The organism is Pontibacter sp. CAU 1760, from assembly GCF_054482735.1.
This window is the reverse complement of the sequence record NZ_JBTLRL010000001.1, coordinates 197,779-220,307: the sequence shown is the minus strand read 5'-3', so window position 1 is coordinate 220,307 and position 22,529 is coordinate 197,779. Positions and strand designations below refer to the sequence as shown.

Below are 22,529 nucleotides of genomic sequence, written 5' to 3'. Positions count from 1 at the left end.
GCCTGGCGGACATAGCCAAGGGCTGGGATTTCCCGTACCACTTATTCAACCTATACATGAAAAATAAACTGAATGAGTGTTTCCCTAAATCCCAAACTGTACGTTTCACTTTGCCCGCTAGACCACGTGAAGCCGCACCCGATTGACGATGGCCATTTCGACCCCGCCTATGCCTATAAAGTATTGGGGGTATACAATGCCAGCGAATCGTCGGAGTGCTTTTTTATACTGAGCAATACGCAGAACCAGATATGGTTTATCTCGCAGCGCCACTTACGCGCCCACAAGCTTCTGGACTCCGACGAGTTTTACCTGAAGCTGGAAGCAGCGGAAAGCGAGGAAAAACCGAGCACAAAAGCCACACAAACCATGTTTGTGAACGGAACCACAGGAAGCGCCGCTTACTAGCCTGCCCTGAATCTCCCGGTGATGTGCCCCTTGTTCTGAAGCATTAAATTTGCCTGCCGCCATGGATTTATATTCAGCCATAGCGTGTTAAGCTACAGATAAAGGATTTTTAACCTTTGACATAAAAGATGAAGAAGTCACACATCATCGGGATTATTATCATTGCGTTGGCCATCGGCATTATCATGTCGTCGGTGGGCGATGCCAGTACCTATGTATCTTTTGGCGAGGCGATCGAGCGCGCCGAGGAAGGCAACACCACCAAAGTACACGTGGTGGGCCGCCTGAAAAAAGACCCGCAGGGCCATATCGACATGGCCTACGACCCATTGATAGACCCGAATTACTTTGCCTTTACGCTGGTAGACACCAACCGTGTGGAGCAGCGCGTGGTCTACTACAACCCCAAACCCCAGGATTTCGAGCGCTCTGAGCAAGTAGTGATCACCGGCAACATGCAACAGGATGTGTTTGTGGCCGATAAGATCCTGCTCAAGTGCCCGTCTAAGTACGTGGAAAAGGAAATCAAGCCGAATACTGCAAGCCTTTAAATCAGTTTAGAGTTACCGCGCCGATAAGTTAAAGGGTTAATATGGCTCCCAGACTTGCGAACACGCTAACTTACTAACTTACTAACTATACAAAATGATAAATACGCTGATCGGGGACATTGGCCATGCTAGTGTGATCGTAGCCTTCGTGGCAGCCATTGTGTCTTCCTATGCTTATTTCATGGCCTCGCGCGCAAACGTAGAGGCTACTGGCGACACGAGCTGGCGCAACCTGGCGCGTGGCGCGTTTTACGTGCACGCGGCGGCGGTGCTGCTCGTTATCTTTAGTTTGTTCAACATCATTTACGAGCATCGCTACGAGTATTACTACGCCTGGAGCCACTCCTCCAACCACTTACCGGTGCATTACATGATCTCCTGCTTCTGGGAGGGCCAGGAAGGCTCTTTCCTGCTCTGGATTTTCTGGCATGTGGTGCTCGGGGTTGTGCTGATCAACAGCGGCAAGAAGAACAAGGTATGGGAAGCTCCTGTGATGGCCATGTTCTCGTTTGTGCAGCTTTTCCTTACTTCCATGATTTTGGGCGTGGTGCTCGGTGACCTGAAGATCGGCTCCTCCCCTTTCATGCTGATGCGCGACTTCATGCCAGACGCCCCTGTGTTCGCCATGGACCCTGACTTTGTGCCACAGGACGGAACGGGCCTGAACCCACTGCTCCAGAACTACTGGATGGTGATTCACCCGCCTACGCTGTTCTTGGGTTTTGCCGCTACGCTTGTGCCGTTTGCCTTTGCAATGGCCGGCCTTTGGAAAGGCAAGTTTGTGGAGTGGGTAAAGCCAGCCTTGCCTTGGTCGCATTTTGCGGCTGTTGTATTGGGTGTAGGCATTATGATGGGCGCTTACTGGGCCTATGAGACGTTGAACTTTGGCGGATACTGGAATTGGGACCCTGTGGAGAATGCCGTATACATCCCTTGGCTGGTGCTGGTAGGCGGCATACATGCCATGATTGCTTACCGCCGCAGCAAGCAGGGCTTGAAGGCTTCGTTTATACTGGTTATCTCCTCATTCCTGCTAATACTATACGCTACTTTCCTGACACGAAGCGGCATCCTGGGAAATGCCTCGGTGCACTCTTTCACGGACCTGGGCTTGTCGGGGCAGTTGTTTACTTACCTCGCTGCTTTTGCTGTGCTGGCGATAGCTTTACTGGTGTACCGTTGGAAGCATATCCCGACTACAGAGAAAGAACTGGCCACTTATACCGGCGAATTCTGGGTGTTTATCGGGGCGGCTGTGCTTTGTCTGGCAGGCTTCCAGGTACTGGCTACCACGTCTATACCTGTCTATAATGCCTTCCTGGGCTTTATCGGCATCGACTCCAACGCTGCCTTGCCTGCTGACCAGATTGAGCACTACACCAAGTTCCAGTTATGGGCCGGTGTAGGCGTGGCTGTATTGTCAGGTATCGGACAACTGTTGTGGTGGCGCAAAGGCGAGAAAACAAAGAGCACCTTTATCGACGCGATTATGCTGCCGGGTATGCTGACGCTGCTTTTCTCTAGCCTCGTGATTGTGCTGTCCAAAATGGGCGTGTTGTTTTCTGAGACAATTGACAACCCGGTATACATTACGCTGCTGGTGGCGGCGCTCTTTTCGGTGTTCGCTAACATGAGCATTATCCTGAGCCTGCTCCACAAAAAGATAGCGCTTTCAGGTGGTGCGGTGGCCCACATCGGCATCGCGCTGATGTTGATTGGCATCCTGTTCTCTTCCGGCTATTCCAACATCATCTCCCAAAACACGTCGGGCATGGTATACTCGCGTGAGTTTGCCGATGAGATAAACCGCGACAACGTGCTGCTGTGGCGCAACGGCCCGGTGGAGATGAACAAGTATACGGTGAGCTACCATGGCCAGTTCCAGGAAGTGAAAGGCGTGCCGGAATACGTGAATCGCGAATTGCTTTTCCCGACGAATGATGAGTATACCGCCATTGCCCGCGGTGATATTAAAGCAGGCGACAAGGTGTACTTTAAAACCGGCGACACGCTGGAACTGGAGTCTCCGGAGAATACCTATTACCAGGTGAAATACAAAGAGCGTGACGGTGACAAGTCTTTCACGCTATACCCTCGCGCACAGGTGAACCCTAATATGGGCTTGCTTGCCTCCCCGGACATCAAGCACTTCGCTGACAAGGACCTTTACTCACACGTGTCCTCGGTGCCAGACCCGAACGAGGAGAAGGACTGGGGCGATCTGCAGGAGTTTGAGGTAAGTGCTGGCGATACCATTATCCTGAACGATTACGTGGCCGTATTCAACGGCATTGAGCGCATCGAGCAGGTGCCAGGCGTACCATTGGAAGAAGGCGATGTAGCGGTGCAGGCTGATATGAAGATCATGGGCGAGCAGAAAAACTACCATGCCCACCCAGTACTGATGATCAAGGACCAGATGCTGGGCCGTGTACCGGAGGAAGTCGCTGACCTGGGTTTGCGCATCACCTTCCTGAACATCGACACTGAGAACAACCGGTTTAAGATTGGGGTGAACGCGACCCAGAAAGACTATATCATCCTGAAGGCTATTGAGAAGCCTTTCGTGAATATCCTTTGGATAGGCACGATTGTGATGGCCATTGGGTTTGTGATGGCCATTTTGCGCCGTAACAACGAAGGGCAGCCGACTAAACCAACTGCTACTACGCCTAGCCAGAAAAAAAGAGCACAAGCTGCTTAATTGCAAGCGAAAGCCTATAAAGCCTGAAAGCCTTTGCTACTCGCAAGGGCTTTCAGGCTTTATAGGCTTTCGCTTTTCAAGTATATCTTAATCGTTTTGCTTAGTTTTACCGCTGATGCCACATAGCTTTAACAAACGGATCGCATTGGTGGGCGCAGGCAATATGGCCTGGCACCTAGGGCAAGCTTTTGCAGCAGCCGGGCATACCGTTACAGCTGTTTACAGCCGCAGCGCGACCTCCCGCACAGCCCTGGTCAGTCTGCTGCCGCACGCCCAGCCTATGGCTATACCTGATTTCAGCGACACCGATACAGACGTGGTGCTGTTGGCAGTGCCTGATGCAGTGCTTGCCAGCGTAGCCGCTACAGTGCGGGTGGCTCCCGGCACCATCGTGGTTCATACCTCCGGTTCACAGCCATTGTCCGTTCTGGAAGTTGTGAAGGGCGCGCGCATCGGGGTGTTTTATCCCTTGCAAACCTTCTCAAAAGCAAAGCCGGTTGACCTAACCCATACCCCACTGCTATTGGAGGCCGAAGACAAGGAAGCCTTGCAACAGTTAACGCAGCTGGCCCATACCCTCAGCACTCAGGTGCACCCGGTATCATCTCAGGCTAGGAAGCAACTGCACTTAGCAGCTGTGTTTGCCTGCAATTTCACCAACCATCTGCTCGGCATCAGCCGCCAGTTATTAGAGGAAGCCCGATTGCCGCAAACCTTACTGCAACCTCTCATCACCGAAACCTTTGCCAAAGCCTCGCAGCAGCACCCGTTTACCGTCCAGACCGGCCCTGCCGTTCGTGGCGACGGGAACGTGATGCAGGAACATCTGCGCCTGCTGCAGCAACATCCCCGCTACCAAACCCTGTACCAGCAGTTGTCAGACAGCATTCAGGAGAAGCCCAGCCCTACAGATGCAGACGAAGGCGCGTGACAAAGTAAACGTTCTGTGCCTTGTTTGAGTAAACACCCAAAGCCCGGGGCCGTTTTGATTCGGCGGTAGGCCTTTGTAAATTGCACCCTCAAAATAGATATAGAAGAGATGAAAGTTGTAAATATAACCTTTAAGTTTTCGGATGGGGCGCCAGATGTCACACACCCTGCGGTAGAAGGGGAGTCGGTGCTGGATGTGGCATTAGACCACAATATAAAGCTTCAGCATAACTGCGGCGGTGTATGCGGCTGCAGCACTTGCCATGTATATGTAGAGGCCGGCATGGATGACCTGCCTGAAATCTCGGACAAAGAAGAAGATTACATTGACCGCGCTGTGAGCCCGCGCATCAACTCCCGCTTGGGTTGCCAATGTGTGGTGCAGGGCAACGAGGACATCGTGGTAACAATACCAGAGCAGGATTTCCTGGGGCATTAATTAAATGGCTGCATGGTTAACTGTTGATCTTCATAAGCTGACTATCTCCTGAAAACCATTTAGCCATACAACCATATAACCATAAACAGAATGAATAAGAGCTACGAACCGCCAATCCAATGGAACGACTACGAGGACATTGCGATGGCACTGTACGAGAAGTTTGGCGATGATTTCACAGAGTCTAAAATATACCGCATCCGTTTCACAGAGCTGCTGGAGTGGGTCCTGAGCCTGCCTAACTTTGAGGGTACGCGCGAGCAGGCCAACGAAGGCCACCTGGAGCAAATCCAGGCTGCCTGGGTATATGAGTGGCGCGACAACCAGGACTAAGCTTTTTACCGGCCGTGTAGGCTGCTAAACATATAATGCATAGTTTTAAAGGTTCTTCTCCCGGGAAGAGCCTTTTCTGCTTTCAGGCAGGCTGCTGCCCATACATCAGACAACAAAATAAAACTTAACCCACATTATGTCTATCACTCAAACAGACCTAACCCGCATCAACACGTTTGTGCTTGATGTTGACGGTGTACTGACAGACGGTTTGCTGTATTGCTTTGCTGACGGCGAGCAGGTACGCGCCTTTAACATCAAAGACGGATTCGCCATCAAGCACGCTATCCAGCAAGGGTACCGCGTGGCTATTATCTCTGGCAAAAACGAGCCTAGCGTGCGCAAACGGCTGGAGCAACTAGGTATCGAGGACATCTTCCTGGGCATTGAGGAGAAGGTAGACACGTTTGAGGATTACCTCTACATGCAGGGAATCCATCCGGCCACCGTGGCCTATATGGGCGACGACATGCCGGATTTTGAGGTAATGCAACGCTGCGGCCTGCGTGCCTGCCCTGCCGATGCCGCAGCAGACATTGTTGAGATCAGCACCTTTGTATCTACCAAAAAAGGGGGCCGTGGGGCAGTACGCGATTTAATCGAGCGGATTATGAAAGCGCAGGATACGTGGTAAACGCACATGACTGCTAAAGATCACAACGAAGGGCATATACATTTTCTACAAACTAATAGTAGATTTCTCTTAATACGGTATTGTATATATAAAAAATATTTTCTAGTTTACGTTCAGTTTATTACCCATTATTAATTATTCATCTTTATGAAGACAGGAAAAGTAAAGTTTTTTATTGAGTCTAAAGGTTATGGATTTATAACTGAGGACGAAACGAATGAGGATTTCTTTGTGCATGCAAGCGGCTTGAATGGCGTAGACATTCAGCAGCACGACCGTGTGGAGTTTGACACACAGGAAGGCAAAAAAGGGATCAACGCTGTAAACGTGAAAAGAATCTAACATAGTTTACTTCAGAGAACCAAAAAGCCCCTTTTGCAAGGGGCTTTTTTATTGCCGTTTCGGCTCCTGCCCGTACCTTTGTGTGGCTACCCTCCTGCTCTATGAAGCCTATTTTAACGCTTATACGCGCTCAAAACCTCCTCCTGATCGTGTTAAGTCAGGCACTGGTGCAGTCGTGCCTGCTTTCGGCCGGTATCAGCTGGCAAAAGGTGCTGGAGCCCGGCTTCCTGGCACTTACCTTCGCCACCGTTTGCATCGCTGCGGCCGGCTACATCATCAACGATTACTACGATGTGAAGATCGACGCCATTAATAAGCCGGAGCGTCTGTTGGTGGGGCGGGCCATTCGTAGGCGCAGAGCCATGTTTGCGCATCTGATGCTTTCCTTTGGCGGTGTGTTGATCGGCATCTTCCTGAAGATACCCGTGGGGCTGATAAACCTGGGCGCGGTGCTCTTACTGTGGGGATACTCTGCCCGCCTCAAAAAGCTGCTGCTCATCGGCAATGTGGCCATTGCACTGCTCTCTGCCTCTATGTTGCTTGTAGTGGCTGTGTATGATGATAAACTCAACAAAACCACGCTGGGCTATGCGCTCTTTGCCCTGATGATCTCCCTGATCCGTGAAATCATCAAAGACATTGAGGACATGAAAGGAGACGCCTCTTTTGACTGCCGCACCTTACCTATTGTGGCGGGCATGCGAGGCGCCAAGTATGTGCTATACCCACTGATTGTCCTTTTCATGGGTTTGCTGGTGGCAAGCATGGTGCATCGGTCCACCTCGCTTCTGTTTGATACCTATATGCTGCTTTTCGTGCTTGCGCCCAGCATCTGGATGGTGCTGAAGCTTGCCCAAGCCGACCGTAAGTCAGACTTCACCTACCTGAGCAACCTCAACAAACTCATTATGCTGCTCGGAATCCTCTCGATGCTGCTGGTATAGAAAAAGCCTGAACCTTACCGACCCAGGCTTCAGCTGTTTTCAAGAAGTTTCAGTTATTTGATGATCAGACGGCTGGTGGCCACATCATTGCCGGCAGACACCTTTACGTAATAAGTGCCTTTGGCAAATTTCTGCGTATTAATCTCTGCTTTCCCGTTCACTTGGTTCATTTCCAGCACTTTTCTCCCCAGCAGATCAATCACAGTCACCGAGGCATTCCGAATCTGCCCAAGGTCTACACGCACCAGGCCCTCTGAGATAGTAGGGTACACGGCGATGCGCTTGCCGCTAATCATATCGTCTATACCTGTGGTAGTGCCGGTTACCGTGATGGACTCGCTTACAGTAGCCAGTATGTTGCCATCAGGCCGGCGTACCAGCAACTTATAGGCATAAGCACCGCCGTTGGCAAAGTTGACCTTCATCAGGTAACGGCGCGAAGTGAGGGGCTCTCCATCCTCATCACCTATCATGGCTACACCATTCTCATTAAAAGGAAGCGGCTGAAAATTCAGGCCTGCAGTGTCAGTGGCGTAAGATAGGGTAATACTCTCGCGCTTAGCGGCGTCTGTCAGCTCCATATGGATGTTGACAGCCTCATTTTTTCTTTCTCCTGCCGTTACATAAATTTCCCAAAGGATGTCTTTTCCCGTCTCCAAGCCAGAGATGAGGTCCAGGGTACCGTTGATGGTGGGTTCCTCAAAAGCAGCCACCGAAACACTGCCATTGACAGATGCCAGCGCGTTGCCGCCAGCCACCGGAATCATCTCGAGGGTATAATTGTACGTCTGGGCAGAGTTGAACTGAATAAACAGGTTATAGGTGTCATTGCCGAGCAGATAGCCTCCAGAGGGACCAAACTGCGCAACACCGTTTGCATTAACAGGCACGTTAACAAACTCTTTCGATTGCGGGTCCTGGTATTTCACAATCACGTTACCGGCCATGGCTGGGGTGAAGGTAAATTTACCAAGCACGTAGGTACCGGCGCTGTTGCCAGCCGTGGTGGTCACCGTGATTTCTTTCGGCACGCCAATCTGCACACCGGTGGCGTTGTTTAAGTTGGTGGCTATGGTTTGTGCTAAAGTCACGCCCGCACTTAGGGTAACAATCAGCAGCATTAGCAATAGTTGTAAAGTTCTTCTCATCGATGTTGACATTTTGATTGGATAATTAAGCCTGTATATATACCAGAAAAGCAATACACGGGTTATGGGCATATACGTGTATTGCGGCTAGCAGATGTATCAAACATTATGCTTGAAGCCAAAAGAAGCATAACTCCCTGTGTATCAATATAAATATTATAATAATTCTATTGGCGGGAGCAATATGCTTTAATTTGGATAAGGCAAAATGCAATTAATTATAGCATAACCCACAAATGTGCTATATTTACAAATGCTATGGAACAACTACACTACCATGCACTGCTGAGAGCACAGTATATGCTGCAGCAATGCATGCTCCGGAAAACGGACGCAAGGCTGGAAGTATTGGCTTTACTATTACAAAACCAACATGCACTGGCCCACTCTGATCTAGAGAAAGAATTAAAAGGGAAATTTGACCGCGTTACGATCTACAGAACGCTGCATACATTCGAAGAAAAGGGAATTGTGCACAGCATAAACGACCTGAGCGGAGCGATAAAATATGTACTCTGTCAGCAGCCTGGGCCCAAGCAGCAGCACAAACACGTGTATTTCAACTGCACTGCCTGTAGCCAAACCTACTGCCTGAACGAGGTGCAGGTGCCCCCGCTTTCGTTTCCGTCGGGTTACCAGGTGCACCAGCTGCAGTTTCTGGCCCATGGGATCTGTGAAACCTGTAGGGCAACTCCGTAGGGCGCTTTAGTACACTGTTTACCATTAGCGATATGTCCAGTCAGGAAAACCATGCTGCCGCTTTCAGGGCAATTGTGTTGTCACCAGTGAGGTTGCGGCTGTTTCTGCTGTTTCTGCTAGCCAAGTTACCGATGGCTTACCTGGCAGGGCTGCGTGTAACTGCCCTTACAGAAGAGCAGGCAACAGTGCGCATTCGGTATAAATACCTCAACAAAAACCCCTTCCGCTCCATCTACTTTGCCTGCCTGAGCATGGCGGCTGAGCTGTCGACAGGAGTGCTCTGCATGATGCAGGTGTATAAATCCTCCCCGGCAGTGTCGATGCTGGTGACACAGATGGAGGCTGACTTCACAAAGAAAGCCGTTGGCCGGATAGACTTTACCTGTGCTGACGGCAAAGCCATTGCCGAAGCGGCTGCTAAAACCAAGGCAACGGGTGAGGGCGTAACCATAACCGCCACCAGCACGGGCACCGATGAAAGCGGAGGTACAGTGGCCGTGTTCAAATTTACTTGGTCACTGAAGGCAAAGCGGAAATAACCTGATCGCCGCGGTTTTGCAGATATGCCTGATCTTCCGATTCATACATTCAATTTTCCAACACCATGCACCCCACCGCCACATCTCCAGAAGCATACATCGACAACCTTCCTAACGATAGAAAAATAGCCATGCAAGCGCTCCGAAAGGTAATCCTGGAGAATTTGCCAGCAGGCTTCGAGGAGACTACGAGCTACGGCATGATCGGGTATGTGGTGCCCCATGCCTTATACCCGGCAGGCTACCACTGCACCCCGGAGTTGCCGCTGCCTTTTCTCAGCATTGCCTCTCAAAAAAATTTCATAGCGGTATACCACATGGGCATTTATGCCAACCCTGCCCTGCTGGAATGGTTTGTGGGGGAATACCCGAAGCACAGCCCGAGAAAGCTGGACATGGGCAAGAGCTGTATCCGGTTCAAGAAAGTGGGGGAACTGCCGTACGGGCTAATTGGCGAACTGGCTGGCAAGATGACCCCGCAACAGTGGATCGCGCTGTACGAAGGCCAGCTCAGGAAATAGCACAACGAGGCACCACCAGTATATAGTTGTGTTTGCTAACACATATTCTGCCCATTACTTGCTAACTTCTTAAGGCAAACCCATTATCTTTGCAGCTTCATTACAAGCCTGTACTTTTGGAACGACCAAATAAGAAGAATATAGTCATTTTCGCTTCGGGATCGGGGAGCAATGCCCAGCGCCTGCTGGAGTACTTCGAGCACCACCCAGACATCCGTGTGGCCGCCCTGTTCTCCAATAACCCGAACGCCTATGCCCTAAAAAGAGCCGAGACTTACCACGTCCCGGCTCTTTTGTTTTCCAGGGATGATTTTTACAAATCCGATCGGGTGCTGGAACAGATTCAGCAGTTCACCCCGGACCTGATCGTGCTGGCCGGCTTCCTTTGGCTCGTCCCGCAGAACCTGCTGCAAGCTTTCCCAAACCGCATCATCAACATACACCCTGCGCTGTTGCCCCAATACGGCGGCAAGGGGATGCACGGCCAGTATGTGCATACCGCCGTGGTGCAGGCCGGCGAGAAGGAGTCGGGCATTACCATTCATTATATCAACGAGGAGTACGACAAAGGTGCTTTCATCCGACAGGAACGCTGCCCGGTGTTTCCGGATGATACACCGGAGGCACTCGCTGCCCGCGTGCTGCAACTAGAGCACCAGCACTTGCCACAGGTGGTAGAGCAGCTTTTGGCGAATCAAAATAAATAGAAAATTAACCTAAATACCCATATCCATGCAATCCGTTCAAATCAAATCCGCACTTATCTCTGTCTATTACAAAGACCGCCTCGAGCCATTGGTAGAGCTCCTGAAGCAGCATGACGTGACCATCTATTCGACGGGCGGCACCCAGACTTTTTTGGAGGAGCAGGGAGCAGACGTGGTAGCCGTAGAGGACCTGACAGCTTACCCGTCCATTTTTGGGGGACGCGTGAAGACACTGCACCCGAAAGTGTTCGGTGGTATCCTGCAACGCCGCGACAATGAGAGCGACCTTACGGAGAGAGAGAAATTTGAGATTCCGCCGATTGACCTGGTGGTGGTTGATTTATACCCCTTCGAGGAAACCGTGGCGTCGGGTGCGCCGGAGGCCGACGTGATTGAGAAGATTGACATTGGCGGTATTTCCCTGATCCGGGCGGCAGCCAAGAACTTCAAGGATGTGCTCATCGTGTCTTCGCGCGACCAGTATGACGAAGTGGTAGAGCTACTGAAGGCCAAGAACGGTGCCTCTGAACTGGAGGACCGTAAGCGCTTTGCCGCAAAGGCTTTCAACGTGTCCTCGCACTACGACACCCATATCTTCAACTACATGAACGGAGAGGGCGAGCAGCCTGCCTTCAAGCAAAGCGTGCAACACAGCATGCCACTGCGTTATGGTGAGAACCCGCATCAGAAAGGCGCTTTCTATGGCAAGTTAGAGGATCTGTTCGAGCAACTGAATGGCAAGCAGCTTTCTTACAATAATCTTGTGGACGTGGATGCGGCCGTGGCCCTGGCGGCAGAGTTTGAGGAGCCGGCCGTGGCCATCCTGAAGCACACCAACGCCTGCGGTTGCGCCACCGCCGACACCATGAAAGAGGCTTACCTGCTGGCGCTTTCCTCTGACCCTGTGTCGGCTTTCGGCGGCGTGATCATCGCGAACAGAACCATTGACCTGGCTGTGGCCGAGGAACTCAACAAGCTGTTCTTTGAGGTGCTGATTGCCCCGGAATATGACGCTGACGCGTTGGAGCTTTTGAAGACCAAGAAAAACCGCATCCTGCTGAAGCAAAAGCCTGTCGAACTGCCCAGCAAGCAGTTTAAGACGCTGCTGAACGGTGTGATAGAGCAGGATAAGGATTTGGCGACCGAAACAGAAGCTGACTTCACGACTGCAACCCAGCGCGAGCCGACTGCTGCCGAGAAGAAGGCGCTGGTGTTTGCCGCCAAAGTTTGCAAGCACACCAAATCAAACACTATTGTGCTGGCCACCGACAAGATGATGTACTCCAGCGGCGTGGGCCAGACCTCGCGTGTGGATGCCCTGCGTCAGGCCATCGAGAAGGCTCGCAGCTTCGGCTTCGACCTGAGCCAGACGGTAATGGCCTCCGATGCGTTCTTCCCCTTCCCGGACTGCGTGGAGATCGCGGATGAGGCAGGCATCAAAGCCGTGGTGCAGCCAGGCGGCTCTATCAAAGACAAGGACTCTATCGCCTACTGCGATGCCCACAACATGGCCATGGTGATGACCGGCGTGCGCCATTTCAAACATTAAGGACTAAATAAAGTCATACCAGGCACCAGCTGTCTATATTAATCCCCGGCTTTGGTAAAAGGCCGGGGATTTTTTCATAACTTCCGTGCAAATGCTTTTTTACGGGCGCCCCAGAAAGGAGAAGCACACCCCCTATTCAATTTTTTCATAGTGCTAGCCGTTATACAGGTTCATATGCAGGAGCAACTGCCTTCAGAAACGACTTTTAATTTCCGAGGCTTTGGGTGCTACATTATTAATTACGCTGAATTTCACTAATTTTGCCGCAAGTTTCTGTTTAGAAATATTGTATATCTAAAATATAATTGGGCGCCGACTAGCCTGAACCTACAAAATGGGACTATTCAACTTCTTAACCAGTGATATAGCAATTGACCTTGGTACTGCTAATACCTTGATCATACATAACGATAAAATAGTTGTAGACGAGCCCTCTATCATTGCTGTGGACCGCACCACGGGCCGTGTTTTGGCAATTGGCCGCAACGCCATGCAGATGCACGAGAAAACGCATGAGAACATCAAGACGATCCGCCCCCTGAAGGACGGTGTGATCGCTGACTTCCACGCGGCCGAGGAGATGATCCGGGGTATGATCAAGATGATCGACACGGGCCGTCGCCTGTTTCAGCCTTCGCACCGCATGGTGATCTGCATTCCGTCGGGCATTACCGAGGTGGAGAAGCGCGCTGTGCGTGACTCTGCGCAGCATGCCGGCGCCAAGGAGGTATGGATGATCCAGGAGCCGATGGCTGCCGCCATTGGTATCGGCATCGACGTGGAGCAGCCGATCGGATCCATGATCGTGGACATCGGGGGTGGTACCACGGAGATTGCCGTGGTGGCCCTTTCCGGTATCGTCTGCGACCAGTCTATCCGCATTGCCGGCGATGTGTTCACAAAGGACATCCTGGACTACATGCGCCGCCAGCACAACCTGCTGATCGGAGAGCGCTCTGCCGAGAAGATCAAGATTGAGGTAGGCGCTGCCCTGACAGAAATCGAAAACCCACCGGCTGATTACGAAATCCGTGGCCGTGACCTGATGACCGGTATTCCGAAGGTAATTAAGGTGACCTACCAGGAAATAGCCATTGCCTTGGACAAATCGGTTTCAAAGATCGAGGAGGCCGTATTGAAAGCGCTGGAGATTGCACCGCCGGAGCTATCCGCCGATATCTACGACAACGGTATTCACCTGACGGGTGGTGGCGCCTTGCTGCGTGGCCTCGACAAGCGCCTGGCCGCCAAAACCAAGCTGCCGATCCACATTGCTGAAGACCCGTTGAGAGCAGTAGTGCGTGGCACGGGAGCAGCGATCAAAAACATCGAAGGATTTAAGAATGTCCTGCTAACCTAACAGGGCTCCATGCGGAATCTTTTTGCATTTATATACCGGTTCCGTGCGTTCCTCGTGTTTGTGTTGCTGGAGGTGCTGTGCATTTACCTGATCGTGCGTTACAATACGTATCAGGGCGCGGCTTTCTTTAATTCGGCGAACAAATACGTGGGCCAGGTATTGGAGTATCAGAGCGGCATTACCGACTACTTCCGGTTAACATCCATCAACAATACCCTGGCCCGCGAGAATGCGGAGCTTCGGAAAGAGTTGATGCAATTCCGCACGCAAGGGATTTCCGACAGCACTGCTGTGTTGGATACCACTTTCTACGCCGCCACCGACAGCAGCCATACCGCTCCCTATATCCTGCATGCAGGCCGTGTGATCAACAACTCCGTGCGCCGCATGAACAACTACCTTACCCTATCGATCGGTGCTGCTGATGGCGTGAAGCCGGGTATGGGCGTGATATCCTCGCACGGTGTGGTTGGTCGCGTCAAGACGGTGTCGGAGAACTATGCCACCGTCACCTCGGTGCTGCACTCGCAAATGCTCATATCAGCCAAAATCAAGAAAGACAACACCTTTGGCACCCTAAAATGGACTGGCGGCAATTACCGCACAGCCATGTTAGATTATATACCGCTGCACATAAATCCGGCGAAGGGCGACACCCTAGTGACCAGTGGCTTTAACACGGTTTTTCCGGAAGGCATTATGGTTGGCACGATCAGTTCGGTGGAGAAAGAGCAGGATAAGAGCTTTTATACCATCAAGGTAAGGCTCGCGGTTGATTTTGCGCAGCTGTCTTATGTATACGTGGTGGAAAGCACCGCAATACAGGAGCGTGATGACTTAGAACAACAAGCAGGCATCGTAACCAATGAATAGTTTTGGCCTCATACATATCCTCAGGTTCATCCTGTTTGTAGCCTTGCAGATCCTGCTGCTGGACAACCTGGTGCTGTTCGGTACCGGGTTTTGCTTTATTTATGTGGCTTTCCTGCTGTTTTTGCCGCTGGGTATTAACCGGGTTTGGCTGTTGCTACTGGGCTTCATCACTGGATTTACGGTAGACATGTTCTATGACACGGTGGGTATACATGCCGCAGCCAGTGTGCTGCTGGCGTTTTTAAGGCCACATGTTTTGAACCTTCTCACCCCGCGCGACGGTTACGACAGCAGTGATTCCGTTAACATTCACCTGATGGGGTGGCGCTGGTTTTTGGCCTATTCGTTTACGCTGATTCTACTGCACCACACGGCTGTGTTCTTTCTGGAGACAATCAATTTCCAGACAGTGTTGTACACAGCTGGCAAGGTCCTTTTTAGCACCCTCTTCACGGCAACCGTAACGGTGATCCTACAACTCTTGTTCTTTTCGCCAAAACGAGCGCGGATAGATTACCGATGAATTATTTAGAAAACCGCAAATACGTTATTCAGGGCATCTTCTTAGTGGTAGGTGTCGTTTTCGCCCTCCGGCTGTTCTATATTCAGGTGCTCGACAGCAGCTACAAGCAGGCGGCCGAAACCAATGCCATCAAGCCCGTTATCCAGTACCCTTTCCGTGGCCTGATCTACGACCGGAACGGCAAGCTGTTGGTACAGAACACTCCGGTATATGACCTGATGGTAATACCCAAGGAAGTAAAGGACCTGGATACGCTGCGCCTGGTCAAACTTGTTGGCCTTCCGCTAGAGGACGTACGCGAGCGTTTGCAGAAAGCACGGTCCTTTTCTTATGTGCAGCCGTCAGCCTTTTACCAGAAGCTCAGCACGCAGGATTTTGCCCGCATCCAAGACAACCTCATCGATTTCCCTGGCTTTTATATCAATGCCCGTACAGCCCGCGGCTATCCGCACCAGAGCTTGGCGCACGCATTAGGCTATATCGCCGAAATCAGTCCGAAGCAATTGGAGGACTCTACTTACAAAGGCTATCGCCCAGGCGACTACATCGGCAAGAGCGGCATTGAGCTAGAGTATGAGGAGTACCTGATGGGCAAGCGCGGCGTGAAGTATAAGATGGTGAACGTGCGCGGCGTTGAAAAAGGCTCCTTTAAAGACGGTGCCTACGATACCCTCTCAGTGGCGGGCAAGAACCTCATCAGCACCATCGATTTAGACCTACAGCAGTATGGCGAGTTCCTAATGAACGGTGCCAAAGGCAGTGTGGTGGCCATCGAGCCGGCAACCGGCGAAGTATTGGCTTATATCTCCTCCCCGTTCTATGATCCGAACCTGTTTACCGGCAAAGACTACGGCAAGAACTACGTGCAGCTCCTGAACGAGCCGGACAAAACCATGTTTAACCGCCCGATCATGGCAAGTAGCAATCCGCCGGGCTCGATCTTTAAGCTGGCACAGGCGTTGATCGCCTTGCAGAATGGGATTATCACCCCTAACACTGGGTTCCCGTGCAACCAGAGCCTAGTAAAATGCTCACATGCGCATGCTGCTCCGTCTAACCTGAGCATCGCCATCCAGACGTCCTGCAACCCCTACTTTTACCAGGTGTTCCGCGCTGTGGTGAATCAGGGCAAATCCAAAAACACCTTTAAGGATACCTCCATCGGCCTGGGCAATTGGCGCGAGCAGATCACCAGTTTCGGCTTTGGCACTGCCTTGGGCATCGATTTGCCAAACGAGAAGCAGGGGATTATTGCCTCACCGCGCATGTATGACAAGATCTATGGCGAAAATCGCTGGAAGTTCTCTACTATCTACTCGCTTAGCATTGGACAGGGGGAACTGGGCGTAACACCGTTGCAGATGGCCAACTTTATGGCGACCATCGCCAACAGAGGCTATTACCTCACGCCGCACATTATCCGGTCGGTAGGAGAGAACGGCAAGCCGCTGCCAGAATACCAGCAGCGCCATTCTACTTCGGTAGAGGCCCGCCACTACGACCCGGTGATTGACGGTATGGCTGCTGTGGTGAAATCCGGTACAGGCCGTAATGCCTCGCTGGAGAAACTGGGGATAGAGGTTTGCGGCAAGACGGGTACGGCCGAGAACCCCCAGGGCAAGGACCACGCGGTGTTTGTGGCATTTGCCCCCAAGGTAAACCCAAAGATCGCGATTGCGGTGTATGTGGAGAACGCAGGCTTCGGGGCGCAGTCGGCAGCCCCTATTGCCGGCCTGATGATAGAGAAATACCTGACAGACTCCGTGTCCAGAAAGAGCATGGAAGATTGGGTGCTCAGCAGAAAATACTTGGATGTTAAATAAGCAGATGGGCGTAGAGCAAAAAGTGCATGGCGGCGGCAGAGTGATGATGGGCTCGGCGAAAGGCAGGCAGACAACCGGCAACCGCATGCTCCAGAACCTGGACTGGCTAACTGTGCTGGTTTACGCTGTGCTCGTGGCACTGGGTTGGATGAATATATATGCCGCCGTATACAGCCCCGATAATGTGGTGAACATTATGAGCTTTGACATCAACTCGGGCAAGCAGCTGGTATGGATTGCGGCCTCGCTGTTGCTGATTATCGTGCTGCTGGTAGTGGATTATAAAGTATATGAACACCTGGCGTATCCCATTTACGGTGCCATTATCCTGCTGCTGCTGGTCACACTGGTTGTAGCCAAGCCTATTGCGGGCTCCCGCTCGTGGCTCGACTTAGGAGGAGGCATACGGCTGCAGCCTGCCGAGTTGGCGAAGTTCGCCACGGCACTGGCTGCCTCGAAGTTCCTCAGCACGGTAAACCTGCGGCAGCAAAACTTCAAAGACCAGATGAAGCTGGCAGCCATTACCCTGCTGCCCCCTACCATCATCATCCTTCAAAACGAAACAGGCTCTGCCCTGGTTTTTGGTGCCTTTATACTGGCATATTTCCGGGAAGGTATTTCGCCGCTCATCTTGATTATCGGAGGCTCGGTGGCTGCCGTTTTTATTTTAACACTGCTAGTTCCGAAGCTATACCTCATTCTAGCCATGACAGTGGTACTCGCTTTGGCCACCTGGCTCGATTACCGCCTGCTACGCCGCTATAAGACTATGATGGCTTTGTGGGCGCTGGTAGTAGGCATGATTCTAAGCGTGGATTTCTTTGTGAACGATGTTCTGCAGCCGCACCAGCAAAATCGCATCAAGGCCCTGATCAACCCTGAGGCAGACCCACTTGGCTTTGGCTGGAATGTCACCCAGTCTAAAATTGCTATCGGTTCAGGCGGATTCTGGGGCAAAGGATTTCTGGAAGGCACCCAAACAAAGTTCGATTTTGTACCAGAGCAAAGCACCGACTTTATCTTCTGCACCATCGGTGAAGAGCAGGGTTGGATCGGAAGCACACTGCTGATTGGCCTGTTCATGTTTCTCCTCATTCGGATTGTAATGCTGGCCGAACGCCAGAAATCTGTCTTTGGTCGCTCCTATGGCTATTGCGTGGCTTCTATTATATTTTTCCACTTCCTGATAAACGTGGGTATGACGATTGGTCTGGCACCAGTGGTAGGTATACCCCTCCCCTTCTTCAGCTATGGAGGCTCCTCACTGTGGTCTTTCACTATTCTGCTTTTCATCCTCATCGCCATCGACGCAAACCGCAGTCAGGATTTAGCGAGGTAAACATCCATCAAGTTTTAGTTCAAGCAAAAATCACCCTGTGGCATATGGGTATACCCATATGCCACAGGGTGATTTTTGCTTGATGAGTGCTTCCCTATAGGTGCTTCCTTGCTTTTGCGATCGTCCACCACTCAATCAAGTTTGATAAATGTGGCACAATGGCATTTTCCCGCTACTGTCCTCTAGCCGAATTCTTACTGCATGCGGAATTGAAAAGTCTTTTACAATTCCCTTAAATAAATTCTATATAAACTATACTATCTGAAATGTTATATCCCTATATTTGAAGTTCCTAATAATTATACACTTACATAGAATGAAAAAACTATTACTCATCTGCTTTTGCTGCTTAACGCTGCTGCAGGCAAAAGCAAACAGCGCATCAGATTTTGGGGGTAGCCCGGTTGATACGCTGACAATCTCTATTCCTTATGCCAAAAGCACAAGAGCGGCTTCGGCAGGGCTGTTAGTTGGTACACAAGGTGTCGGCCTTGAGGCACAGTTGCCGCTTTTAAACCAGTGGCAGTTGCGCGTTGGCGGTACTTTCTTGCCCGTTAAGTGGACTGGTGATTATGCGGCGAAGTCTTCTAACACAGTTGTAGACCTTAATGGCGATTTCTCAAAGGTTCACCTGCTTGCAGAGTGGCAGCCGTTTACAGATGCTACCTCGCTGTTGAGCAAGCTATCTGTTAGCGGTGGAGCAGCCTATATCATCAAAGCGCAAGGTACTGCTAATGTGATGCTGAAAGACCCTTACCAGTATGGTGATATCGAGATGAGCCCTGAAGAAGTGGGTGAATTTATTGTTGATTCTGAGTGGAAAGGATTAGCTCCTTATTTAGGAGTAGGCCTGAACCGCATCAAACTTTTCAATAATGTTAGCCTGGATGTGTCCTTAGGTGCATTCCGCATGCCGTCGCCAGATGTAGTGGTAACAGGCACTGAGCTGTTGTCAGAGAACGGCCAGAACGCTGCGCAACTGAAGAAGAACTTCGAAGACAACCGTTACCTGCCTTCCCTGCAGTTCGGCATCAACTATACATTCAACAAGGAAGCTAAATAACAATGAGAAATAAATTACTTGCCCTATTTGCTGCGGGCCTTATGGGCTTCGCTACGGTTAGCTGTGACAAATACACAGAGGACCTGGACATCGCGGTTAGAACCGATGTGATGAAATACACTGTACTGCTGCAGGTGCAGGACGCGAAAGACGGCTTGCCGGAAGACGTGCAGATCAGCGTGGTTGGCGAGGACGCCGACTATATCTATGACGGCGGCGGTAACAAGGCCCTGAAAATGGAAGGTGGCTTAATCACGCTGGGCGTTCACCCGAAGCATGAGCCAACCGAAGGTGACCCAATTAAGTTTACTGTAAAACTGAGTGGCACCGGCTTCCTTGATTCCTCTTTCCCGGTTACAATCACTAAAGATCAGTTTAACCAGATAAAAACGGCTAAGGTTGTTAAGTTATCGAATGCACCTACGACAGTAGTTGTAGAGACGAAGTCAGTGGCTTTAGCAGCAGATGGCACTTCTCCTTCGCCAATTGTGCTTAATACAAACGCCACAGCCGCTTCCCCTACTCAGACTGAGGTTGTTGTTCCGGCTAACACGCAGTTTCAGGATGTTAATGGTACTCCCATTGCAGGCGGATCTGTAAACCTTCAGGTAATCAACTTTAACTCAGAGAATAATGCCGCTTCTGTGGCCCTATTCCCTGGTGGATCTTTGTTAGCCAATGATGTAACTACTGCAGATGGCACGAAATCTTCTGCTATTCTCTTGCCTGCGGGCTTAGCTCAGATCAACATGAGCGTGAATGGCAAAGAAGTTCGTAAGTTCAGCCAGCCAATCTCTTTATCTATTGGCTTGAACGCAGATTTCAAAAAACCAAATAGCGCAAACCCAATTGCTGCTGGCGACAAGCTGGACATCTATAGCTATACAGAAAGCACCGGCAAGTGGGCATATGAGAAAGAAGCAACCGTGACCATGGTAAACGGAAAGCCAACTGTTTCATTTACGACGAACCACCTTACCGTTTATGGTGCTTTCTTAAAGGTAGATGCAGTAATTTGTTTCAATCCATCAATTTACTTTGTTAATGCTCCACACTTAAAGGGTATTACTGAAACTTTCAAATTAGAAGTGAGACTTGCTGGCTCTAATGAATTTATCTATGATTACCAACGATCATTGACAGATGGTCAAACTATGATCGAGCATACAGCATATAGAGGTGCGCCTGCGAATCTCCTTGTATATAATAACAGAGGCCAGTTAGTTGCAACTTCTCAATTGAATCAAACTTGTGGAACGGATGTTGTTATTAACATTGCAGCTCCTGCAATACCAGTACAGGCTGTAACACTAAACCTGGAAGTTAGATGCCCAAGCAAGGGCTTGGTAGTGATTCCGGATTTTGATATGGTTTATCGTCCGGCAGCGTCCACAGGTGCTTATACTTATTTAGGTAAGGTAGTAAAGGGTCAGCTTGTAACAACAGCCTTAGAGGTTGGTAAGAGCTATGACTTCCTCGCTACTTTGGGCGGAAAGACAAAGCGTATTGACGATCACCTGATCTCTTCGGCCAACATGAGCACGACAGCAGGTGAAGGCGCTAACATGGGTTCTAAGGCACCAGCGCAAAACGCAGCATTGTTAGTAGAGTTCTGCGGCAATAGTGCTGTAGTATCTAAATAATGAGATAAGTATACCCCTATCTTTATCGGGGTAGAAAAGCCTCCTGAACTAACAGCCTCCAAGCTATTAGATTAGGAGGCTTTTCTTTGTTAGTGTTGCAAGGGATTAGCAGAAGGTTGCTTGATGGTATAGAATTCGTGCGTAGAGAGGCTTACTTTCGGCCATATACTTTCCAAGCTGCAAGACTGTCCGTCGCAAGGACAGAAGCAATCGAGGGTAAAAATTCAAAGGACCAATCCAAGGAGCATTGATTTCGTTACTTACATGCTTCAAGAGTAGCAATAAGGAGTTTTGATGATATAGTTTATTATATATAATTAGTTTTATTATATTTTTGTCCTGAAGGGAAAATTTGTCTCCACACCCGATCTATCACCCCTATGAAACAAAATTACAAAATCAGCATAAAGCTGAGCCTTGCCTTTATGCTATTGTGTGTGCTCAGCCTTGCCTCGGCTCAGAACAAGGTTTCTATAGGCGTAAAGGGAGGCACAAATTTCTCCAGAACAAATCAAAGCGAATACTATCACTATAACGACGCTATCCGGTATGGTTATATTCCGGGGCGCGAACCAGGCAATTATAACTACCCTGTTCGCTTCGATCAGAACATCAACCGTGAGCTAGGTTTTGTGGTGAACATCGGCAACGACAGCTTGTCATTTCAGCCAGAACTGCTATTTGTGCAGAAAGGATATAAAGCGAATGGCGTTTTTGAGGGAGAGAAAGGCAAGCAAAACATGAAAAGCTACGAACAGTGGCAAAATACTTATTTGGAGGTGCCACTGCTTATTAAGTTCGCATCGGGCAAGAACAGGCTGAAGGTTTTTGTTGCTATGGGCCCCTCCGTGGGCTTCTGGTCTGACTCTTACTACAACCGCAACGTTACGGGGCTTAAGACAGAAAAAGCGCCCTACAACTTCGAGGACCAGTTCCGGTATACGATTGGCGCTTTGGAGCAGGATACTGTTACAATGGAAATGGTACGAGTGGGGGCTGGCCAGGACAGTGTATCAACCGTTGAGAACCGCCGTGAGATAAGCGCTGTGTTTGCAGGCGGTATACAGTATAAACTTGCAAACCGAAGCCTGCTGGTATTTGACCTGCGCTACGTACAGGGCCTCACAGACTTGTATCGGTATAATTATGACAAGCGCCCGCCTTATACCGATAAGATCACTAATCGCCGAATTGCGTTATCCCTGAGCTACCTGTTCCTGTTTAAGGAATAGCGAGAAGAGTGACAGAAAAACAAAAAAGCCCTGTAAACGATCACGTTTACAGGGCTTTTTTAATCTTAGTACCAGGAGCGGGAATCGAACCCGCACGAGCTTGCGCTCACAAGATTTTAAGTCTTGCGTGTCTACCAGTTCCACCATCCCGGCAACCTTCAGGCTATTCCTGAAGAGATGTGTTTAAAAAACAAAGACGTTGCTTATCACAACGTCTTTGTTTTT

The 22,529-nt window shown here is 50.4% G+C and carries 23 protein-coding genes and 1 tRNA gene; 22 read left to right on the top strand and 2 right to left on the bottom strand.

Features of this window, described 5'->3' with window-relative positions; translation table 11 throughout:
- Positions 1-72 precede the first annotated feature (72 nt).
- From ACXYMU_RS00910 to ACXYMU_RS00870, 9 genes are all read left to right on the top strand, one after another.
- Positions 73-408 carry a hypothetical protein gene (locus ACXYMU_RS00910; RefSeq protein ID WP_458984460.1) on the top strand — a complete coding sequence of 112 codons (336 nt, stop codon included), beginning with the start codon at positions 73-75 and terminating at the stop codon, positions 406-408.
- 128 nt (positions 409-536) lie between these two features.
- Positions 537-959, top strand: coding sequence for a cytochrome c maturation protein CcmE domain-containing protein (locus ACXYMU_RS00905; protein ID WP_458984459.1), 423 nt, complete (start codon positions 537-539; stop codon positions 957-959).
- A 94-nt stretch (positions 960-1,053) separates the two neighbouring features.
- The gene (gene ccsA, locus ACXYMU_RS00900; protein WP_458984458.1) at positions 1,054-3,663 is read left to right on the top strand and encodes a cytochrome c biogenesis protein CcsA; all 2,610 of its coding nucleotides are present in this window, start codon (positions 1,054-1,056) and stop codon (positions 3,661-3,663) included.
- A gap of 115 nt (positions 3,664-3,778) precedes the next feature.
- Entirely contained in the window at positions 3,779-4,594 is an 816-nt protein-coding gene (locus tag ACXYMU_RS00895) for a Rossmann-like and DUF2520 domain-containing protein (protein WP_458984457.1), read from the top strand.
- A gap of 108 nt (positions 4,595-4,702) precedes the next feature.
- The gene (locus tag ACXYMU_RS00890) at positions 4,703-5,032 is read left to right on the top strand and encodes a 2Fe-2S iron-sulfur cluster-binding protein (RefSeq protein WP_458984456.1); all 330 of its coding nucleotides are present in this window, start codon (positions 4,703-4,705) and stop codon (positions 5,030-5,032) included.
- A gap of 90 nt (positions 5,033-5,122) precedes the next feature.
- Positions 5,123-5,365, top strand: coding sequence for a Fe-S cluster assembly protein IscX (gene iscX, locus ACXYMU_RS00885; protein ID WP_458984455.1), 243 nt, complete (start codon positions 5,123-5,125; stop codon positions 5,363-5,365).
- A 136-nt stretch (positions 5,366-5,501) separates the two neighbouring features.
- Positions 5,502-5,999: a KdsC family phosphatase gene (locus ACXYMU_RS00880; RefSeq protein ID WP_458984454.1), complete on the top strand. Its 498-nt coding sequence runs from the start codon at positions 5,502-5,504 to the stop codon at positions 5,997-5,999.
- 147 nt (positions 6,000-6,146) lie between these two features.
- Positions 6,147-6,341, top strand: a complete 195-nt coding sequence (locus ACXYMU_RS00875; RefSeq protein ID WP_241644124.1) for a cold-shock protein — start codon at positions 6,147-6,149, stop codon at positions 6,339-6,341.
- A gap of 101 nt (positions 6,342-6,442) precedes the next feature.
- Positions 6,443-7,285 (top strand): geranylgeranylglycerol-phosphate geranylgeranyltransferase, encoded by an 843-nt coding sequence (locus ACXYMU_RS00870; protein ID WP_458984453.1) that lies wholly within the window; start codon positions 6,443-6,445, stop codon positions 7,283-7,285.
- 53 nt (positions 7,286-7,338) lie between these two features.
- Here ACXYMU_RS00870 and ACXYMU_RS00865 read toward each other — a convergent pair whose 3' ends face one another.
- On the bottom strand, positions 7,339-8,433 hold the full coding sequence (locus tag ACXYMU_RS00865) for a T9SS type A sorting domain-containing protein (RefSeq protein ID WP_458984452.1): 1,095 nt from the start codon (positions 8,431-8,433) through the stop codon (positions 7,339-7,341).
- Between the two features lie 258 nt (positions 8,434-8,691).
- Between ACXYMU_RS00865 and ACXYMU_RS00860 the strand changes: the two genes are divergently transcribed.
- The 13 genes from ACXYMU_RS00860 to ACXYMU_RS00800 all read left to right on the top strand — a co-directional run bounded on the left by ACXYMU_RS00860 (position 8,692) and on the right by ACXYMU_RS00800 (position 22,304).
- Positions 8,692-9,132, top strand: a complete 441-nt coding sequence (locus tag ACXYMU_RS00860) for a Fur family transcriptional regulator (RefSeq protein ID WP_458984451.1) — start codon at positions 8,692-8,694, stop codon at positions 9,130-9,132.
- A gap of 32 nt (positions 9,133-9,164) precedes the next feature.
- Positions 9,165-9,671, top strand: coding sequence for a DUF4442 domain-containing protein (locus ACXYMU_RS00855; RefSeq protein ID WP_458984450.1), 507 nt, complete (start codon positions 9,165-9,167; stop codon positions 9,669-9,671).
- A 65-nt stretch (positions 9,672-9,736) separates the two neighbouring features.
- A complete protein-coding gene (locus tag ACXYMU_RS00850) occupies positions 9,737-10,192 on the top strand; it encodes a DUF1801 domain-containing protein (RefSeq protein ID WP_458984449.1) in 456 nt (151 codons plus the stop codon).
- Between the two features lie 116 nt (positions 10,193-10,308).
- A complete protein-coding gene (purN, locus tag ACXYMU_RS00845) occupies positions 10,309-10,899 on the top strand; it encodes a phosphoribosylglycinamide formyltransferase (protein ID WP_458984448.1) in 591 nt (196 codons plus the stop codon).
- A gap of 25 nt (positions 10,900-10,924) precedes the next feature.
- Complete coding sequence (gene purH / locus ACXYMU_RS00840; RefSeq protein ID WP_458984447.1) at positions 10,925-12,448, top strand: bifunctional phosphoribosylaminoimidazolecarboxamide formyltransferase/IMP cyclohydrolase; 1,524 nt, start codon at positions 10,925-10,927, stop codon at positions 12,446-12,448.
- Between the two features lie 334 nt (positions 12,449-12,782).
- Positions 12,783-13,808 (top strand): rod shape-determining protein, encoded by a 1,026-nt coding sequence (locus ACXYMU_RS00835; protein ID WP_025608913.1) that lies wholly within the window; start codon positions 12,783-12,785, stop codon positions 13,806-13,808.
- 9 nt (positions 13,809-13,817) lie between these two features.
- Positions 13,818-14,681, top strand: coding sequence for a rod shape-determining protein MreC (mreC, locus tag ACXYMU_RS00830; RefSeq protein ID WP_458984446.1), 864 nt, complete (start codon positions 13,818-13,820; stop codon positions 14,679-14,681).
- Positions 14,674-15,204, top strand: a complete 531-nt coding sequence (locus tag ACXYMU_RS00825; RefSeq protein ID WP_458984445.1) for a hypothetical protein — start codon at positions 14,674-14,676, stop codon at positions 15,202-15,204. Before mreC ends, ACXYMU_RS00825 begins: the two co-directional genes overlap by 8 nt.
- A complete protein-coding gene (gene mrdA, locus ACXYMU_RS00820) occupies positions 15,201-17,027 on the top strand; it encodes a penicillin-binding protein 2 (protein ID WP_458984444.1) in 1,827 nt (608 codons plus the stop codon). The genes ACXYMU_RS00825 and mrdA overlap by 4 nt, the downstream gene beginning before the upstream one ends.
- Positions 17,028-17,070: 43 nt before the next feature.
- Entirely contained in the window at positions 17,071-18,366 is a 1,296-nt protein-coding gene (rodA, locus tag ACXYMU_RS00815) for a rod shape-determining protein RodA (RefSeq protein WP_458984790.1), read from the top strand.
- A gap of 316 nt (positions 18,367-18,682) precedes the next feature.
- Positions 18,683-19,429, top strand: coding sequence for a hypothetical protein (locus ACXYMU_RS00810; RefSeq protein ID WP_458984443.1), 747 nt, complete (start codon positions 18,683-18,685; stop codon positions 19,427-19,429).
- Between the two features lie 2 nt (positions 19,430-19,431).
- On the top strand, positions 19,432-21,072 hold the full coding sequence (locus tag ACXYMU_RS00805) for a hypothetical protein (protein ID WP_458984442.1): 1,641 nt from the start codon (positions 19,432-19,434) through the stop codon (positions 21,070-21,072).
- A 380-nt stretch (positions 21,073-21,452) separates the two neighbouring features.
- The gene (locus tag ACXYMU_RS00800; RefSeq protein ID WP_458984441.1) at positions 21,453-22,304 is read left to right on the top strand and encodes a porin family protein; all 852 of its coding nucleotides are present in this window, start codon (positions 21,453-21,455) and stop codon (positions 22,302-22,304) included.
- 69 nt (positions 22,305-22,373) lie between these two features.
- Here ACXYMU_RS00800 and ACXYMU_RS00795 read toward each other — a convergent pair.
- Positions 22,374-22,457: transfer RNA gene (locus ACXYMU_RS00795), tRNA-Leu, on the bottom strand.
- Between the last annotated feature and the right edge of the window lie 72 nt (positions 22,458-22,529).

Coding starts and splice junctions, on each gene's coding strand:
- ACXYMU_RS00865 (WP_458984452.1), bottom strand. CDS start 8,433: ATGAGAAGAACTTTACAACTATTGCTAATGCTGCTGATTGTTACCCTA.
- ACXYMU_RS00800 (WP_458984441.1), top strand. CDS start 21,453: ATGAAACAAAATTACAAAATCAGCATAAAGCTGAGCCTTGCCTTTATG.
- ACXYMU_RS00905 (WP_458984459.1), top strand. CDS start 537: ATGAAGAAGTCACACATCATCGGGATTATTATCATTGCGTTGGCCATC.
- ACXYMU_RS00870 (WP_458984453.1), top strand. CDS start 6,443: ATGAAGCCTATTTTAACGCTTATACGCGCTCAAAACCTCCTCCTGATC.
- ccsA (WP_458984458.1), top strand. CDS start 1,054: ATGATAAATACGCTGATCGGGGACATTGGCCATGCTAGTGTGATCGTA.
- iscX (WP_458984455.1), top strand. CDS start 5,123: ATGAATAAGAGCTACGAACCGCCAATCCAATGGAACGACTACGAGGAC.
- ACXYMU_RS00880 (WP_458984454.1), top strand. CDS start 5,502: ATGTCTATCACTCAAACAGACCTAACCCGCATCAACACGTTTGTGCTT.
- ACXYMU_RS00895 (WP_458984457.1), top strand. CDS start 3,779: ATGCCACATAGCTTTAACAAACGGATCGCATTGGTGGGCGCAGGCAAT.
- ACXYMU_RS00875 (WP_241644124.1), top strand. CDS start 6,147: ATGAAGACAGGAAAAGTAAAGTTTTTTATTGAGTCTAAAGGTTATGGA.
- ACXYMU_RS00835 (WP_025608913.1), top strand. CDS start 12,783: ATGGGACTATTCAACTTCTTAACCAGTGATATAGCAATTGACCTTGGT.
- ACXYMU_RS00805 (WP_458984442.1), top strand. CDS start 19,432: ATGAGAAATAAATTACTTGCCCTATTTGCTGCGGGCCTTATGGGCTTC.
- purH (WP_458984447.1), top strand. CDS start 10,925: ATGCAATCCGTTCAAATCAAATCCGCACTTATCTCTGTCTATTACAAA.
- ACXYMU_RS00910 (WP_458984460.1), top strand. CDS start 73: ATGAGTGTTTCCCTAAATCCCAAACTGTACGTTTCACTTTGCCCGCTA.
- mrdA (WP_458984444.1), top strand. CDS start 15,201: ATGAATTATTTAGAAAACCGCAAATACGTTATTCAGGGCATCTTCTTA.
- ACXYMU_RS00850 (WP_458984449.1), top strand. CDS start 9,737: ATGCACCCCACCGCCACATCTCCAGAAGCATACATCGACAACCTTCCT.
- rodA (WP_458984790.1), top strand. CDS start 17,071: ATGATGGGCTCGGCGAAAGGCAGGCAGACAACCGGCAACCGCATGCTC.
- ACXYMU_RS00825 (WP_458984445.1), top strand. CDS start 14,674: ATGAATAGTTTTGGCCTCATACATATCCTCAGGTTCATCCTGTTTGTA.
- ACXYMU_RS00855 (WP_458984450.1), top strand. CDS start 9,165: ATGTCCAGTCAGGAAAACCATGCTGCCGCTTTCAGGGCAATTGTGTTG.
- ACXYMU_RS00860 (WP_458984451.1), top strand. CDS start 8,692: ATGGAACAACTACACTACCATGCACTGCTGAGAGCACAGTATATGCTG.
- ACXYMU_RS00890 (WP_458984456.1), top strand. CDS start 4,703: ATGAAAGTTGTAAATATAACCTTTAAGTTTTCGGATGGGGCGCCAGAT.
- ACXYMU_RS00810 (WP_458984443.1), top strand. CDS start 18,683: ATGAAAAAACTATTACTCATCTGCTTTTGCTGCTTAACGCTGCTGCAG.
- mreC (WP_458984446.1), top strand. CDS start 13,818: ATGCGGAATCTTTTTGCATTTATATACCGGTTCCGTGCGTTCCTCGTG.